This is a genomic window from Phycisphaerales bacterium (assembly GCA_020852515.1).
Classification (GTDB): Bacteria; Planctomycetota; Phycisphaerae; order Phycisphaerales; family UBA5793; genus UBA5793.
Window position 1 is genome coordinate 23,868 of record JADZAS010000037.1, and the last position, 16,638, is coordinate 40,505.

General features: G+C 66.3%; 15 protein-coding genes. 12 read left to right on the forward strand and 3 right to left on the reverse strand.

What is annotated here, in order from left to right; all coding sequences use genetic code 11:
- Window position 1 precedes the first annotated feature (1 nt).
- Both IT430_20150 and IT430_20155 read left to right on the forward strand, forming a co-directional pair.
- Window positions 2-289, forward strand: coding sequence for a NifU N-terminal domain-containing protein (locus IT430_20150; protein ID MCC6910252.1), 288 nt, complete (start codon window positions 2-4; stop codon window positions 287-289).
- Window positions 290-386: 97 nt separating this feature from the next.
- A complete protein-coding gene (locus IT430_20155; GenBank protein MCC6910253.1) occupies window positions 387-1,259 on the forward strand; it encodes an FAD-dependent thymidylate synthase in 873 nt (290 codons plus the stop codon).
- Between the two features lie 71 nt (window positions 1,260-1,330).
- On the opposite strand, the gene IT430_20160 is transcribed toward IT430_20155, so the two are convergent.
- Both IT430_20160 and IT430_20165 read right to left on the reverse strand, forming a co-directional pair.
- Window positions 1,331-2,068 carry an SDR family oxidoreductase gene (locus IT430_20160; GenBank protein ID MCC6910254.1) on the reverse strand — a complete coding sequence of 246 codons (738 nt, stop codon included), beginning with the start codon at window positions 2,066-2,068 and terminating at the stop codon, window positions 1,331-1,333.
- On the reverse strand, window positions 2,065-2,373 hold the full coding sequence (locus IT430_20165; GenBank protein ID MCC6910255.1) for a hypothetical protein: 309 nt from the start codon (window positions 2,371-2,373) through the stop codon (window positions 2,065-2,067). The genes IT430_20160 and IT430_20165 overlap by 4 nt, the downstream gene beginning before the upstream one ends.
- A gap of 268 nt (window positions 2,374-2,641) precedes the next feature.
- Here IT430_20165 and IT430_20170 point away from each other — a divergent pair, with 268 nt between their 5' ends.
- A complete protein-coding gene (locus tag IT430_20170; GenBank protein MCC6910256.1) occupies window positions 2,642-4,927 on the forward strand; it encodes a S41 family peptidase in 2,286 nt (761 codons plus the stop codon).
- Between the two features lie 232 nt (window positions 4,928-5,159).
- On the opposite strand, the gene trpC is transcribed toward IT430_20170, so the two are convergent.
- The gene (gene trpC / locus IT430_20175) at window positions 5,160-6,080 is read right to left on the reverse strand and encodes an indole-3-glycerol phosphate synthase TrpC (GenBank protein MCC6910257.1); all 921 of its coding nucleotides are present in this window, start codon (window positions 6,078-6,080) and stop codon (window positions 5,160-5,162) included.
- On the opposite strand from trpC, the gene IT430_20180 reads away from it, so the two are divergent.
- From IT430_20180 to IT430_20220, 9 genes are all read left to right on the forward strand, one after another.
- Entirely contained in the window at window positions 6,058-6,915 is an 858-nt protein-coding gene (locus IT430_20180; GenBank protein ID MCC6910258.1) for a CPBP family intramembrane metalloprotease, read from the forward strand. The two genes, trpC and IT430_20180, sit on opposite strands and share 23 nt — an antisense overlap.
- Window positions 6,916-7,167: 252 nt before the next feature.
- The gene (locus IT430_20185) at window positions 7,168-8,022 is read left to right on the forward strand and encodes a hypothetical protein (protein ID MCC6910259.1); all 855 of its coding nucleotides are present in this window, start codon (window positions 7,168-7,170) and stop codon (window positions 8,020-8,022) included.
- A gap of 76 nt (window positions 8,023-8,098) precedes the next feature.
- The gene (locus tag IT430_20190) at window positions 8,099-9,043 is read left to right on the forward strand and encodes a hypothetical protein (protein MCC6910260.1); all 945 of its coding nucleotides are present in this window, start codon (window positions 8,099-8,101) and stop codon (window positions 9,041-9,043) included.
- A 158-nt stretch (window positions 9,044-9,201) separates the two neighbouring features.
- Window positions 9,202-10,038: a hypothetical protein gene (locus tag IT430_20195; GenBank protein ID MCC6910261.1), complete on the forward strand. Its 837-nt coding sequence runs from the start codon at window positions 9,202-9,204 to the stop codon at window positions 10,036-10,038.
- Window positions 10,039-10,144: 106 nt separating this feature from the next.
- The gene (trpS, locus tag IT430_20200) at window positions 10,145-11,215 is read left to right on the forward strand and encodes a tryptophan--tRNA ligase (protein ID MCC6910262.1); all 1,071 of its coding nucleotides are present in this window, start codon (window positions 10,145-10,147) and stop codon (window positions 11,213-11,215) included.
- Window positions 11,216-11,286: 71 nt separating this feature from the next.
- Complete coding sequence (locus tag IT430_20205; protein MCC6910263.1) at window positions 11,287-12,363, forward strand: hypothetical protein; 1,077 nt, start codon at window positions 11,287-11,289, stop codon at window positions 12,361-12,363.
- Between the two features lie 167 nt (window positions 12,364-12,530).
- Window positions 12,531-14,381 carry a glutamine--fructose-6-phosphate transaminase (isomerizing) gene (gene glmS / locus IT430_20210; GenBank protein ID MCC6910264.1) on the forward strand — a complete coding sequence of 617 codons (1,851 nt, stop codon included), beginning with the start codon at window positions 12,531-12,533 and terminating at the stop codon, window positions 14,379-14,381.
- 111 nt (window positions 14,382-14,492) lie between these two features.
- On the forward strand, window positions 14,493-15,542 hold the full coding sequence (locus IT430_20215; protein ID MCC6910265.1) for a hypothetical protein: 1,050 nt from the start codon (window positions 14,493-14,495) through the stop codon (window positions 15,540-15,542).
- Between the two features lie 145 nt (window positions 15,543-15,687).
- Window positions 15,688-16,578, forward strand: coding sequence for a flagellar brake domain-containing protein (locus IT430_20220; GenBank protein ID MCC6910266.1), 891 nt, complete (start codon window positions 15,688-15,690; stop codon window positions 16,576-16,578).
- Window positions 16,579-16,638 lie beyond the last annotated feature (60 nt).

A 16,638-nucleotide genomic window follows, 5' to 3' on the forward strand; every position in this document is an offset into this window, starting at 1 on the left:
GATGGGCTTTAAAGTTGTTGACATCGAGACCACGCCGAACCCCAACGCGCTGAAGTTCAACCTCGACCAGCAGATCAGCACGGGGACGCTGAGCTTTCTGAGCGCGGCCAGCACGGCGGAGCATCCGCTCGCGGCGACGCTGATGCGCATCGACGGAGTGGTGACGCTCATGTTCCGCGGCGACTTTGTGACGGTCAACAAGCGGGCCGACGCCGACTGGGGACCGATCAAGGCGAAGGTGCGCAAGGCGCTGGCGGAGGCGGAGGCGCTGCCGGACGCGGGGTTTTGACGCGTCGCCGAGTCGGGCTCCGCTTCGCCGAACCTTCGGGTCGCGGCTACACGGGCGCCGCATCGCGGCTCATCCGTGCGATCTACAATGCGGCCGCATGAGTGAAATCAAACGCATCGAGTCTGAAACGCCGCTGGTCGATCTGATGCACGGCAGCGCGCGGTGGGAGATCCCCGTTCACGATCACGGCTTTGTCGCGCTGTGCGATGTCATGCCGCGCCTCGTGCCCGAGGGCCACACGGCGGACTTTGCAATCGTGCAGGCGGCGCGGGTGTCGTACGGCCAGGGGACGAAGAAGGTGCAGGAGGATCGCGGGCTGGTGCGCTACCTGCTGCGTCATCGGCACACGACGCCTTTCGAGATGGTCGAGTTCAAGTTCCACATCGCCATGCCGATCTTCGTCGCGCGGCAGTGGATCAGGCATCGCACCGCCAACGTGAACGAGTACTCCGCGCGCTATTCCGTCATGCCCGACCGCTTCTACCGGCCGACGATCGAGAACGTGCGCCAGCAGTCCACCGTGAATCGCCAGGGCGGCGACGAGCCGATCGACGTGGGCACGGCGCAGGAGTTTCTCGACTACCTCACAAGAGCCGAGAGCCTCTACGGCGAGTATGAGAAGCTGATTGAGAAAGGCGTGTCGCGCGAACTGGCGCGGTGCGGCCTTCCCGTGAGCGTGTACACCGAGTGGTACTGGAAGTGCGATCTGCACAACATCATGCACTTCCTCTCGCTGCGCATGGATCCGCATGCGCAGCAGGAGATCCGTGATTTCGCCAACGCCATGTACGCGCTTATCGAACCCATCTGCCCGGTGGCGATGGAGGCGTTCCGCGACTACCGGCTCAATGGCGTGTTCCTCACCGGCCTCGAACTCGAAGCGCTGCGCACGGGCGAAGCGCTGCGCACGGAGAACAAGCGCGAGTCCGCGGAGTGGGAAGCGAAGAAGAAGCGCCTCGGGCTGGGGTAGGGGTGGCGCATCGTCATTCGCTCGAAGGCGCTCGAATGTCTACTGAAACGAACAGCGGCTTTGACTGCGGCTCACGTCAGCGAGCGGCCGCCGTCGAGGCGGATGATTTCGCCGGTGATGTAGGTGCTGCGCTGGGCGAGGTACACGATCAGTTCGGCGACGTCTTCGGGTGTGCCCGATCTCTCGAGCGGGATGCGGGCTTCATAGGATTCGATCTCTTCCGGTGAGGCATCTGGCGGCCAGGCGACGACGCCGGGCGCGATGCCAACGACGCGCACCTTCGGCGCCATTTCGCGCGCCAGCGTGCCGACCATCTCGGCGATCGCGGCCTTGCTCATCGAATACGCGGCGTAGCGCTTGCGGGCCCGGCCGAGCGTCTGGGCATCGCACATGGCCACGACCAGCCCGCCGGCCCGCTGCAGCGGCGCTTCAAGCCCCTGTGTGAGCAGCAGCGGCGCCAGGGCGTTGATGCGCAAGTGCGCTTCGGCATGCTGCGCGTCGATTTCACCCCAGATCGTGCGCTCGTAGAGCGAGGCGTTGTGCACGAGCACATCGAGCCGCTCGTGCGACTGCGCGAAGCGCGCGGCAAACGCTTCGACGCCGGGCAGGTCGTTGAGATCGAGTGATTCGACGCTCGCAGAGACGCCCAGCGCGCGACAGTCGCCTGCGGTCTGCTCGGCTTCGTCGCGGCTCGTGAGGCGGGTGAGGATGACGTCATATCCCGCCCGCGCCAGGGCGAGGCACACGGCCCGCCCGACGCGCTGCGCGCCGCCGGTGATGAGCGCCAGCCTGCGGGGAGCGCCGCTCATGCGGCCGGCCCGCCGCTTTCGCCGCCGGCGCCTGGTTGGCCGGGCGGTTTGCCGGGCGCTGATGGGCCGCGCGGCCCGGCGATGCGCTTGCCGGCTTCGGTCCACGGATCGGCGAATTCCACGTGCTTGCGCGACGTCGGCTCATCGACGAGGCGCCGACGGGCAAATCGCGTGAGCAGCGCCACGCACACGGCCAGTACGATCAGCACGATCACCAGCAGCATGAGCATCGGCCCGGCCATGGTGAATGCGTGGTCGGTCGGCGGGCTGGAGCCGGAGGCGAGAGAAAGGAACCTTGGGGCCATTGCAGCAGTATAACCTCTTGAGAAAGACAGGAGGGCGGCCGTTTTCGGTCCCGAGCATGGGGGCCAGCCGACGTGGGTGGTCCGCGAACCTCCCGGTGTCCCGCAGAATCGTTCCAGAAGGGCGGAATGTGGCCCTGACGGCGCCGGTGCAGGGAATCGGCGGCAAGATCGCCGGTCCTGCCAACCGATGACACACCACGACCGCGCGGCTCCGTCCGCCGGTATCATCCCCACGACCCGTTCGATAACAACTCACGATGAGGCACGCATGACGCAGATACAAGCCGCGGCAACGACCCACACACGATTCTTCCGCCCCGGCCACCTGGCTGCGGTTGCCGCCGCTGCGGCGCTCGCTCTTGCCTCGGCGATGCCGGCGCGCGCGATGCAGGACACCGAAGTGCAGCCTGTGAGCGTCGCGGGCGGCGTCGATCTGGCCGCGCGGATGTGGGACGACTCGCTGCAGAGAGATCGCGAAGGCGTGTACACGATCCTGCGGTCCATCAGCGCCAGCGGCAACGCCGCCGAGAAGGCCTCGAATCTGACGGCGACGGTCGAGACCTATCTCGACTTCCTCCGCGCGCAGGGGGCGGAGCGGCTCAAGACCTTCAACGAGAGCATGGAGAAGCTCGACGGGCACCTCAAGGATGGCAATCTGCGCGAAGGCCTCGGCGATGCGCTGGCGGCGCATGAAGCGAGTCTCGAACCCGATGAACTGCTCGCGCTGCAGCCCGAGACGGGCCTGCCGTTCAAGGACGCGGTGCTCGCCGACCCGCGCGTGATCGAGCTGGTCACGCGCGCCACCAAAGCGGCGCGTGACGCCGAGAGCGCCGGCGAGTGGATCGTCGCGCAGGACCTCTTTTACCGCCTGAACACGCTCGTCGACCACCGCTACCAGAAAGACCTCGACCGCGTGTCGTATCGCCTGGGCCTGCTGCGGCTGTACGCGCCGGCGCGCCTCGATGAACTGATGAACGCGCAACTCGTGGCGATCGGCGAGAAGCCCCGGCCGCGCTGGGAGCACCAGGAACTCGACACGTGGGATGTCCATCTCGCAGGCGTTGATCGGGCGATGGTCAACGACGTGCTGTACATTTCCGCGACCAAGCACCTGTCGCAGACGGGCTACCCGGCGCTGCTGGTCGGCGGGCTGGGCGCGCTCGAAACGCTCGTGACCACGACCGATCTCAAAGAGACGTTCCCCGGCCTGAGCGACGCCAGGGCCGTGCAGAAGTTCACGGCATTCCTGCGCGAGGAGAGCGACTACTGGCAGCGCCAGGCCGCGGCGGACCGCTCGCGGGCGTCGCGCGTGATTGAGCGGATCGAAGAGAAGAATGCCGAGACGGTGAAACTGCCCCCCGAGGTGCTCTACCACGAATTCGGCGACGGGTGCATTTCGGTGCTCGACCCCTTCACCGACATCGTCTGGCCCGACGAACTGCAGGTCTTCCGGCGTCAACTGGAGGGTTCGTTCAGCGGCGTGGGGATCCAGATCATCATCGACGAGAACAACCAGTTGACGATCGTTACGCCGCTCAAGGATTCGCCGGCGCACCGCGCGGGCATCCAGGCGGGCGATGACATCGTGGCGGTGGACGGCCGCTCGACGGTCGGCATCACGACCTCGCAGGCGATCGACCAGATCACCGGGCCCAAGGGCACGCCGGTGACGCTGACGGTCCGCCGCGAGGGCGAGCCTGAGCCGATCGACTATCGCCTCGTGCGCGCCGACATCCCGATCGAAACCGTCAAGGGCTGGAAACTTCAGGACGGGAACGAATGGGATTACTTCATGAACCGCGAGCAGGGCGTCGGCTACATCCGCCTGACCGGCTTCATGCAGCAGACGGTGGACGACTTCGACATGGCCATTGCCGAGATGGGAGAAGATCTCCAGGGGCTGGTCATCGACCTGCGCTACAACCCGGGCGGGCAACTGCAGGCGGTGATCGACCTGTGCAACCGCTTCGTGTCGCGCGGCGTGATCGTCTCGACCGAGGGTCCCGGCAAGAAGGTTAATCGCGTGCACCGGGCCATGGCGCACCGCACCGCCGAGCGGCTCGCCGACATTCCCGTGGTCGTCCTCATCAACGAAGGCTCCGCCTCGGCCAGCGAAATCATGGCCGGATGTCTGCGCGACCACCAGCGCGCCGTCGTCGTCGGCACGCGCTCATACGGGAAGGGCAGCGTGCAGCAGATTTCCAACCGGGTGGACGGCGGCAACGCGCTGCTTCGCATCACTCTCGAGCATTACCTGCTGCCCAACGGCGACGAGATTCACCGCGAGCCTGAATCGACGCAGTGGGGCGTGGAGCCGCACATCACCGTGCGCATGACGCCCAAGCAGATCGGCGACTCGCTGACGATCCTGCGCGATGTGGATGTGCTGCCCGACGCCGAAGCCCAGCTGACGCCCGAGCAGGCCGCCCAGCGCGACCCCAACCGCCTGCTCACCGAAGATCTCGATCTTCAACTCCAGACGGCCGTGGTGCTGATCCAGTCGCGCCTTGAAAACGGCACCCACCTCGTCAACAAGGTGGGGAACCAGCAATAGGGGCCTCGGTGCAGACCAAAAGGTCGGATGAGCGATAGAAAAGGGGGTCTATCGCTCAAGATTCGGTGGGTTCTTGAGCGATAGCGGCCAGCTGCCGGGCGCGCGAAGCAGGTCGGGACCGCCGCTCTGGGCGCGGCCCGGCGGTCTTGCGTGTGGTGTGAATTGAACGCGTCCGAGCGTTTCACGTCGAACTGCCGGGCCGGCGCCGAGCCTTGTCCCGACCTGCGCGGACTCACTGCCCGAGGAGTTCCTCGAGCGCGGCGCCGGGGTCTTCCTGTTTCATCAACTGCTCGCCGACGAGCACGATGCCCACGCCGGCTTTGCGCAGGCGCTCGACGTCGTCGTGGGTGCGGATGCCCGACTCGCTGATGAGGATGCGCTTGTCTTCGACCATGTCGAGCAGGCGCAGCGTGTGACCGAGGTCGGTGGTCATGGTGCGCAGGTCGCGGTTGTTGATGCCCAGCAGCGTGTAGCCGGGATGCGGAAAGCCGATGTGGTGCCGCACGCGCAGCAGGCTCTCGACGTCGTGCACCTCGACGATCGAAGTCATCTTGAGTTCAGTGGCGAGAATGAGCAGGTCGACAAACTGGCCCTCGGTGAGGATGTCGGCGATGAGCAGCACGGCGTCGGCGGAAGCGGCGCGGCTCTCGTAGATCTGCCAGGCGTCGATGATGAAATCTTTGCGGAGCACGGGAAGGGGCACGCGGTTGCGGATGCGGCGGATGTAGTCGAGATCGCCGCCGAAGCCCTCGGCGTCGGTGAGGCAGGAAATCGCCGCCGCCCCGGCGCGGTGGTAGGCTTTGGCAATGGGCGCCGGGTCGAAATCATCGCTGCGATACTCCTCGCGGAGCCACCCGGCCGAAGGACTCTTTCGCTTGATCTCGGCGATGACCGATACCGTGCGCGGCGGCCGGTCGGCGGTGACGGCCTGGAAGAAGTTGCGCGGCGGCTCGGCCTCGGTCGCTCTGGCCCGAATCGATTCGAGCGAGACGGCGGCGCGGCCGCGCTCGACTTCGAGGCGTTTGCGTTCGACGATCTGGCTGAGCGCGTTGGGGATGGTCATGGCGGCGCCGGCTGTTATAGCGTCGCCGCCTCCGGGCGACCACGCCGCCCCAGCCGAGTCGAGCGGCATGAGTTGGATAGTACTGACCATCGGCCTGCTCGCACTCGGAGGATTCGCCGCATTTCTGATCGGCCGGCCCGGCTGGCTGCAGCGAACCGCCTGCCCGCGACCGGTTTCGCCGCCGCGTCTGGTCATCATCCTCACCTGGCAACTGCTCATCGCGCCCGTGCTCATGGCGGTCCTCGGCCCGCTGGTGCTCTCCACGGTCGCCGCCGAGCAGGCGACGATGCGCGACCTGGCGCAGCAGACGCTTGTCGCACAGGCGATCACGCTGCCGCTGGTGGCGCTGTTCTTCTGGATGGGTCGGCTGGACGCCGAGCGCGCGTGGGTGCGGCAGGCGCTGGCGGGGCTGGACCGCGCCGGCCGGCGCGCGGGCCCGGGCAAGGCCGTCGGCATGGGCATTCTCGGGCTGGTCGTCGGCTGGCCGATCGTGCTGCTCACGAGTGAAGCGGCGGGCTTCATCCGCGAGATCATTACCGGGCAACGCTCGCCGCTGATCGCGCACAAGACGCTCGAGCAGATCGGAGCCGCGAGCCCGGGCGATCCATGGCTCATCGCGATGGCGCTGGCGGTGGTGGTGATGGCGCCGGTGATCGAGGAAGTGATCTACCGCGGTGCGTTGCTCGGCTGTCTGCGCGGGTTCTCGCGCTCGCCGTGGACGGCCATCGTGCTCTCGGCGGCGCTGTTTGCGGCGATGCACATCGGCACCGCCGCCGACGTGGCGATTCCCGGCCTGTTCGTCTTCGGCGTCGGCCTGGGGATCGTGTACGAGCGATCGGGCACGCTGCTGGCGCCGATGGTGATGCACGGCCTGTTCAATCTCGGCAACATCGTGCTGCTGCTGGCGCTGTCGCCGGGCGCGTAGCGCAGAGACTCGCTTTCCAGATGCAGATTCACTGGCCCGGAACAGGCTCTGCCTGTCTCCGCGCTCTCGGCGATCTCCGCGGTGAAAATGCTCCTCGAACGACCTGCGGCGGCGCATCGTGCCGGGAATTTGCATCAGAATCGTGTAAATCGGGCGCAGGATTGCGCGGTTTTCGGGCATAATGATGGCGGCCCGCCGCGCGGCGGGCGAACCTGTGGCCCGGTGCGGGATCTGACCCAAGGAGAGTGGCGCATGAGAGGCTGTGCGAATCGGTGGGCAAGGGCGATCGGGACTTTCGCAGTGGTCGGTGCGGCCGCCGGCGCGGCGGCGGTGGCGGCGGACACCATCACCTTTGAAGAACTCGGCCCGCAGCCGTGCAACTTCGTCGATACCCAGGCGCTGAGCGACGAGTACGCCGCGGTGGGCGTGCTCTTCGCGGGCCCGCAGCCGGGCCAGGGCGGTGCGATTCTCGATCAGTGCAGCAACTTCGGCATCAACGCCCGCAGCGGCGTGCACTTTCTCGCCTTCAACACGTCGGTCGGCTACCCCCGCTGGCCCGAGACGATCACCTTCACCGAAGGCGCCGGCCGCGTCGAACTCTTCGCCTCAGCCGGCATCCAGAGCGGCGTGCTCACGGTCGAGGCGTTCGACGCGGCCAACAACCTCGTCGACACACAGTCGGTCAGCATGTCCACGGGGCTGTACTCGATGGTCGAGGTGCTCGGCGACATCGATCACATTGTGATTTCGGCGAGCACGACCTTTCTCGTCATCGACGACCTGTCGTGGGATGTCAGCGGGCGCTACAACCTCAACGTGAGCGGGCAGTGCCCGGGAACGGTAACGGTGCGCTGGAGCGGCGCGACGCCGTCCCAACAGCAGGGTCTCGTCTTCGGCGCCGACCAGGGATCGACCATCATTCCCACCGGTCCTTGCCAGGGCACCATGCTCGGCGTGCAGGGCCAGGTGCGGCTGGTCAACACATTTGGCACCGGCAATGGCGCCGGCACGATCAGTGGCCTGGCCGGAACCAGCGCCTGCGGGCACTTCCTGCAACTGGTCGAATCAGGATCGTGCAACACAAGCAACGTGAGGCAGATACCATGAGGATCGCGGAGGATGCCGACGAAGGTCGCCGGCACCTCTGAGCATCCGTGGATTTGAGCTAATGAAGGAGAAAGAGATGAAAAGTCGGATTTGTGCGGCGGCCGGACTCGCAATCGCGCTGAGCGGTGCGGCGGTCCTGGGCCAGGACTACGTCTACATCCCCAACGACAACGAGAATTCGCCGGGCCCGTCGAACAACGCGTTCCCGTTCAACGGCGGCTCGCCCATGCGCGTTCAACAGGTCTTTGCGGCAAGTCAGTTCGGCGGGCAGGGAGGCGCCATCACGGAAATAGCCTTTCGCGTGGATGAGAGTTCGGGCGGCCCGTTCAGCTCGGGCAACATCGACACCGAAGTTCGGCTGTGCCACACCTCGGTGAATCCGACCGCGATGAGCACCACATTCGCCGACAACTACGGCGGCGACGTGACGGTGGTATACGACGGATTCCTCAGCCTCTCGAGCAGCGGCAGCGGCTTTGACATCGTGATCGATATCGATGACTCCTTCATCTACGACGGCGTGAGCAACCTCCTCGTCGAGTACAAAGTCTTCAATGGCGCGGGCACCACGCAATTCGACGCCGCTGGCACCGGACTGGGCAACGGCGGCCTGTCCACGATCGATCGCCTCTGGGCCTTCGGGGCTGAGGCCACGACGGGTTCTTCCAATGGCGACGATGGCTACGTTACGCGGTTGACGATCGAGGCCGCCGGCGGATACGTCCTGACGGTGCGCGGCACATGCCCCGGCACACTCACCATCGAGTGGCGGGGCGCCACGCCCAGTCAGCAGCAGGGTCTCGTCTTCGGCGCCGATCAGGGATCGACCATCATTCCCACCGGTCCTTGCCAGGGCACCATGCTCGGCGTGCAGGGCCAGGTGCGGTTGGTCAACACGTTCGGCACCGGAAACGGCAGCGGGTCGGTCAACGGTCCGGCGGGCACCGCTGCTTGCGGTCACTATCTGCAATTGGTCGAAGCGGGTTCGTGCAACACGAGCAATGTGCGGCAGATTCCGTAACGACTGCTCGACATCGCGATCATCAACAAAGCCCAGGCAAGGCCTTGCCTGGGCTTTTGTCTGTTTTTTCGGCGCCTGAACACAGCGCCCTTGCATTTCGCGGCGAAACGTGTCACAATGGCGCCGAACCAAGGGTCTGAACACGAAGGGGAACCGAGATGAACTTTTCGAATCGTCTGCTGCCCATCGCGGCGGGTGGCGCGTGGCTTGCGGCGGTGGCCGCCGTTGCCGCCGACACCATCACGTTCGACGAGCTGGGCCCGCAGCCGTGCGACTTTGCCCAGACGATGCCGCTGACGGATGAGTATGCCGCGCGAGGCGTGACGTTCGAGGGTCGCCAGCCGGGCGAAGGGGGGGCGATACTCGATGGCTGCAGCGGCTTTGGCGCACAGCCGCGCAGCGGCGACAACTTTCTCGCGTTTGACATCTTCAGCAGTTACGCGACGCTGCCCGAGTTCGTGTACTTCGCCGGAGGGGCGACCCGCGTCGAGTGCTATGCGACCTCGCCGATGAACGGCGCGTTTATCCTCACGGCCTACGACGGCGCGAACAACGTTGTGGACATGGCCGATGTCACGCTGGTGGCGGGAACGTGGTCGCGCATTGAAGTGAGCGGCGCGATCGATCACGTCCGCATGTCGTCGATCTCGTTTCTGGTGGCGGTGGATGATCTGTCGTGGGAAGCGCCGGGCGGATATCGCCTCGAAGTGACGGGCCAGTGTCCCGGCGCCGTGACGGTGTCATGGAGCGGCGCCACGCCGGGTCGTCGGCAGGGGCTGGTGTATGGCGACCTGCCCGGCAGCACGACGATCCCCGGCGGGCCCTGCCGCGGAACCGTTCTGGGCATTCAGGGGCGCGTCCAGCTCGTGAGGGTGTTCGGGACGGGCGATGGCGCGGGGTCGGTCCTGGGCATCATCAGCGCGGGCTGCGGCGGCCAACTGCAACTCGTCGAAACAAGTTCCTGCGACACGAGCAACGTGGCGGCGATTCCGTAGCGCTTCGTGGCAATCTGATTGGCAGTCAAAGCCCAGGCCACGCCTTGCCTGGGCTTTTCATTGCGTTCAGAAACCGCACCACGCGGCCCATACACTTGCCGCGATTATGACCAGCGACAGCTCATCCCGGCCGCGCATTCTCACCGGCGACACGCCGACCGGCCGCCTGCACCTTGGGCACTACGTCGGCAGCCTCGAGCGGCGCCTGGCCATGCAGGAGACGCACGACTGCTACTTCCTCGTCGCCAACGTGCACGCCATGACCACGCGCAGCGACAAGCCCGACGAGATCCGGGCCGACACGCTCGAAGTCCTGCGCGACTGGCTGGCGGTGGGCATGGACCCGGAGCGCAGCACGATGTTCGTGCAGAGCGAAGTGCCGGCGATCGCCGAACTGACGTTCTTCTTCTCGATGCTGCTGGGCTTCGGGCGGGTGATGCGCAACCCGACGATCAAGGATGAGATCATCGTCAAGAACCTCGGCGACACCTATTCGTTCGGCTTCCTGCTCTACGCCGTGGGGCAGACGGCCGACATCCTCGCGTTCCGGCCCGAAGCGGTGCCGGTGGGCGAAGACCAGGTGGCGCACATCGAGATGACGCGCGAGGTCGCGCGGCGGTTCAACCAGGTGTACTGCGGCGTTTCGGACCAGGTCGCCGACGAGGAGCACCTTGCAGCCGGTGGGCTGTTCCCGATTCCGCGAGCCGACGTCGGCCGCGTCGGCCGGCTCGTGGGCACCGACGGTGTGAACAAGATGAGCAAGTCGCTGGGCAACGCGATCTACCTCTCGGACACGGCCAAGGAAGTGCAGAAGAAGGTCAACAAGATATTCACCGGCCGGCAGAGCGCGACCGACCCGGGCGATCCGAACAACGTGCTCTTCCAGTATTTCGACGCTTTTCACGGCGACAAGAGCCGCGTGGCGGAGCTGCGCGAGCAGTATGCCGCGGGCAAGGTCGGCGACGGCGACGTGAAACGGGAACTGGGCGAGACGATCAACGCGCTGCTCGAACCCATCCGCCAGCGCCGGGCCCAGTATGAGGGGCAGGATCAGAAGATCCTCGAGATCATCCGCGCCGGCTGCGCCAAGGCCAATAACACGGCCGAGCAGACGCTCGCGGCCGCCAAGAAGGCGATGCGGATGCACTTCGGCGAGCGGTCGTTCTCTTATCGGTAAGGCCCGCACAGACGGGACCAGTTGCCCGGACTCCCGCGCCTGGCGGTTGATGCCCGGGCGGCGTTGCGCCGATGAAACCAACGGTTATCCGTTACTGCGCCGCCATGAACCGCTGCACCACCTACGCGCGCTTTTCCGCTTGGCGCCTGCTCGCAGGCGGCGCTGTCATTGCTCTTACGGCCGGGGCGGCGCTGGCTCAGAACGGCCTGCCCGTCTTCGAGACGCGCTATGCGTTGAGCTACGAGTTCCCGCCTGAGAGCATTGAGGTTCTGCCCGGCGCGTTTCGCACGTCGATCACCGGTTCGGAGAAAATCCAGCGTGACGAGCGCGAGACGACGATGCGCTACGACGGCTCGCTGGGCTTCACGCTGGCGGCGCGGCCGCTGACATCCAGCGACAACCTGCCGCAAGGCGCGGTCGATCTGTACGTGCGGCTCACCGACGTTGAAATGCGCTGCCGCGCCGGCCGGGGCTCGTATTCGATCATCGTCAATGGCGAAGGCCTGCGCGAGGTGCGGCCGATGTCGGGCGAGACGCGCTTCGGGCCGCACGATCAGTACGTCGGTTCGCACACGGTTTCGAGCCTGCTGGCCAAGCCGAGCACGCTGCGGTTCTCGAATGGCGCGCTGCTGGCCGCCCCGGCCGAATCGCCGATGCTCTCGACGCTCGAGTGCTCGTGGATGTACACCGGCATCACCTCGATCCTGCCGCCGCTGCCCTCGAAGGGCATCGTGCCGGGGCAGACCTGGACAGCCGGCATGCCCGTGCGCCTTTCGGTGTTCGGCCAGCCCCAGATCATCCGCTTCGATCTCAAGTTCGAGGAATACAACGAGAGTACGCACGTCGCTCGGGTGTCGTGGAAGGCGAACCTCGTCAACACGTCCGTCATGCCCGCGGCGGGAATCCACCACGTCGGTCAGGACGCCGTGGCCAGCGGGCTGATCTCCGGCGAGGTGCGCTTGCACGTGGACAGCGGCACCGTGCTGGGCAGCACCATGAGCGTGGACCTGGACATCAGGCACATCAAGTCATCCAAGACGACGGTTCACTGCGACCTGAAGTACGTCCTGGAGAATCTCGATCTGGCCCAGGCCGGGCAGCCATCGCTTTCGACCGCCGGGCCGGAGGAGATGGGCGGACAGCCCTGAGCCGGGGGGCGGGCCCGGTGCGGCCGATCGGCCGGCGGGGCCTCGCGTACCATTTGGCGTCGGGCGGGAGTGGCTCGGACGAGGGCCGGGCTCGACGGGGGAGCGCCAAGCGCTGCCGCCTGCGTGTCTGAGGGGCTTTGCAGGGCTCCGGAAAGGGACGGCCTGACGTGTGTGGAATCGTCGCCTACATCGGCTCCAAGCCGGCGCTGCCCATCCTGATGGAGGGGCTCAAGCGTCTCGAATACCGCGGCTATGACTCGGCCGGGCTGGCCCTGATCAATGGCGGCCTGCGGGTGGTCCGCTCGGTGGGTCGCGTGAGCGTGCTCGAAGAGAAGGTCCGCAAGGAAAAGGGCCTGGATGGCACGCTGGGTATCGCCCACACCCGCTGGGCCACGCACGGCGTCCCCTCCGACTCCAACGCCCACCCGCACCGCGACGACCCCAAGCCGCGCGGCCACGGCATCGCCATCATCCACAACGGCATCATCGAGAACTACGCAAGCCTGCGCACCTGGCTCGAAGAGAAGGGGCACACCTTCACCTCCGACACCGACACCGAAGTCCTGTGCATGCTCATCTCTGAATTGTACGACAAGGACAGCGGCATGACGCTGGAGCGCGCCGTGCAGGCGGCGCTGCGCGAGGTGACGGGCGCCTACGCCATCGCCGTCATCTGCGAGGAGGAGCCTGATGTGCTCGTCTGCGCGCGAAAGGGTTCGCCGCTGATGATCGGCGTGGGGCAGGGTGAGTACATCGTGGCCTCAGACGGCAACGCGATCGTGGCGCACACGACGCAGGCGTTCGCGCTCGAAGATTACCAGGTGGCCCGGCTGTCGCGCGACGGTTTCCGCACGACCACGCTGGATGACGTGCACGTCACGCCGCGCATCCAGGATCTGGAGATCGAGCTGCAGGAGATCGAACTCGGCGACCACGAACACTTCATGCTCAAGGAGATCTTCGAGCAGCCCAACGCGCTGCGCAACACGCTGCGCGGGCGCACCGATTCGCGCGAGGGGCGCGTCGTGCTCGGCGGGATCGCTGAATATGCGCGCGAGCTCGTCAAGGCGCGGCGGTTCATCCTGCTGGGCCAGGGAACGGCGCTGCACGCGGCGATGATCGGCGATTACCTGCTCGAAGACCTCGCCAAGATTCCGGCCGAAGTCGAATACTCCAGCGAGTTCCGCTATCGCAATCCCATCATCGAAGATGGTTCGGTGGTCATCGCCGTCAGCCAGTCGGGTGAGACGGCCGACACGCTGGCGGCGCTGAGCGAAGCGCGTGACCGCGGCGCGCTGACGCTGGGCATCGTCAACGTGGTGGGTTCGTCGATCGCGCGCGGCACGGACGCGGGGGTGTACTTGCGCGTGGGGCCGGAGATTGGCGTGGCGTCCACCAAGGCGTTCCTGGGGCAGGTGATGGCGCTGACGCTGCTGGCGCTGTTCATCGGGCGGCGGCGGTTCCTTTCGGCCGACCAGGTGAGCCAGTACCTGGCCGAACTCGAAGCGACGCCGGACCGGATTGAGAAGATTCTCGGCCAGTCGGAGGCGATCCGGGACGTGACGGCCAAGTACATCGACCGCGAGAACTGGCTGTTCCTGGGCCGGGGGCACAATTACCCTGTAGCGCTCGAAGGCGCGCTGAAACTGAAGGAGATCAGTTACATCCACGCCGAGGGCATGCCGGCGGCGGAGATGAAGCACGGCCCGATCGCGCTGATCAACGACGGCATGCCGTGCGTCTTCGTCGCCACGCGCAACAGCCAGTACGACAAGATCGTGACGAACATCCAGCAGGTGCGCAGCCGCGGCGGCCGGGTGATCGCCGTGGCCACGGAAGGGGACAAGGCGATCCGCCAGCACGCCGACGAGGTGTTCTACGTGCCCGACATGCCCGAGCCGATGCAGCCGCTGGTGACCGCGGTTCCGCTGCAACTGCTGGCGTACCACGCGGCGGTGCTGCGCGGCCACGATGTGGACAAGCCGCGGAACCTGGCCAAGAGCGTGACCGTCGAATAAGCCTGCAAGTCAGCGAAATCCCCGTATCCCGGAGCCGGCGGCGGCGCTACAACCGCCCGCGTCGGCCTACGCTATTGGCGTTTTCCACGACGCACGGGGAGCAGCAGTCCGTTGTACAGCCGGCTGATCCGAAACTGGGAGGTGCGCCTCGCGCACCGTTATGGCCGCGACCACGTGCCGCTGCCATTTCGCGTGGGTGCGGACTGGTGGAGCGATGAGTTTCCATCCATCGCCGACGAAGACGATCTCGATGGCCTCATGGCGGTCGCGGATGAGTGGACCATTGACCCGGAGCGGTTCCTTCCCCGTTTCGAGGGCGATGTTCCCTTCACGGTAAAGGAAGGGCTGATTGAGTACCCGAGCCGGGGCGTGACCAGCGAGGTTCGCAACCGCACCGGCTACATCGCCTACCGGCCGCTGCGCAAGGGCTGCCCCATGGTGCTGGCCGTGCCGGCGTGGAACACCGAGCGATGGAAACTCAAGACGCTGCTGCCCAGCGTGCGGCAGTGCGGCTTTGGCGGGGCGTCGCTGAGCCTGCCCTACCAGGACGAGCGCCAGCCCGAGAACTGGAAATACGCCCAGGCGCTCATTTGCTCGGACCTCGGCCGAACCATGCGCTCGATGCAGCAGAGCGTGCTCGACACGATGGATGCGGTGAGCATTCTGCGCCAACTCGGGCACGAGCGAATCGTGCTGGTGGGCTTCAGCGTGGGCTCGGCGGTGGTGAACATGCTCGACGCATTTGATCCCCGGCCGACGGGCGTCATCTGCGTGCTGTGCGGCGACAACTTTGCCCAGTGCGTGATGCAGGGCATCTCGACGCGCCACGTGCGCAAGGCGGTCGAGCCCCACATCGACATGGAGCGCCTGCACCGGGTCTGGCGGCCGCTCTCGGCGTCTACGTACGTGCACCGGCTGCGCGACATGTCGCGCCCGCAGCGCATCATGCTCACCTCGCGCTATGACTTCACGTTTCCGGTCGAGACGGGCCGGCGGCTGCGGTCGCAGTTCGAGGAGCACGAGGTGCCGCACGAGTGGCGGGAGATGGGCTGCGGGCATTACACGCTCTCGTGCGCCCCGTTTTCGCTGCGGTTCCTGATATGGCTCAAGACGAAATTGCGGCAGGCGGCGGCATTACCGGACGCGCCCGCGAGGGTCTGACGGCGGCGCGGCCTGGCGCGGGCGGGGGCGACCGCACGCTCCAACTGGCGCTCAAGTGCGTGCCCCGAACGCCGATACTTCGAGAGAGGCCCGCGCGCTCGGCCGCGCGGGCTGCGGCGGTCCAGCACGCCAAAGGGGATGCTCCTTGCCGGCCAACCGACTTCGCAACGAACAGTGGCGACGCAGCCTCGAACAGATCTTCGAGCGCGGCGGCGGCCTCGAAATCTCCTTCCCGCGCGCGACAGGCGACGACGCCGGCGCGGAAGATGGCGCCACGTCCAATCTCATCTGGCGCGTGCGCATCCTCAGCCTGTGCGATGACGAGATCGTGCTCGAACAGCCCATGGCGCTGGGCGAGATGATGAATCTCGAAACAGGCGTCGAACTCGTCGTCGTCATGGCGGTCGGACAGAACCGCTGGATGTTCACGACGCGCGTGCTCGGTTCGGCGGAGTTCTCGCCCGTGCCGGGGCGGTCAGGCGGCGCGTTCCGCGTGGCCGTGCCCGAGAGCGTCGAGCGCTGCCGGCGGCGGAGCTTCTATCGCGTATCGACGACGCAACTCGTGCTGCCCAAAGTGACCTGCTGGCCACTGCTCAATCCGGATTCGGTCGTGCTCGCCGAGAAGACCAACGAGATGCGCGTGCTCGCATCGCAGAATCCCGCTGAGGATGAGACGTACGAGAACGTGGATGAACATCTGACGATGCCCGAGGTGGGGCCGCCGTTCACGGCCACGCTGGCGAATATCGGCGGCGGGGGCATCGGCCTCGTCGTCGAGGCCGGCGATGCGCAGGCGCTGACGCGGCATCGCGTGTTCTGGCTGAGCATCGCGCTGCCGCCCGAGATCGCCGTGCCCCTGGCGGTGACGGCCAAACTGGTGCACACGCACATCGACTCGAGCCAGAAGACGTACTGCGGTCTCGCGTTTGAGTTCGGCCACAATCGCAGCCACCAGAAGTTCATCGTGGACCAGATCCGCCGCTGCGTGACGATCCAGCAGGAAGCCCAGTTGCGGCAACTGCGCAAGAGCGCCTAGGGCGCGCACCGTCGTTCCCGCGCGCGGGTGTGCACGCTGTATCAGTTGCATTCAAACACA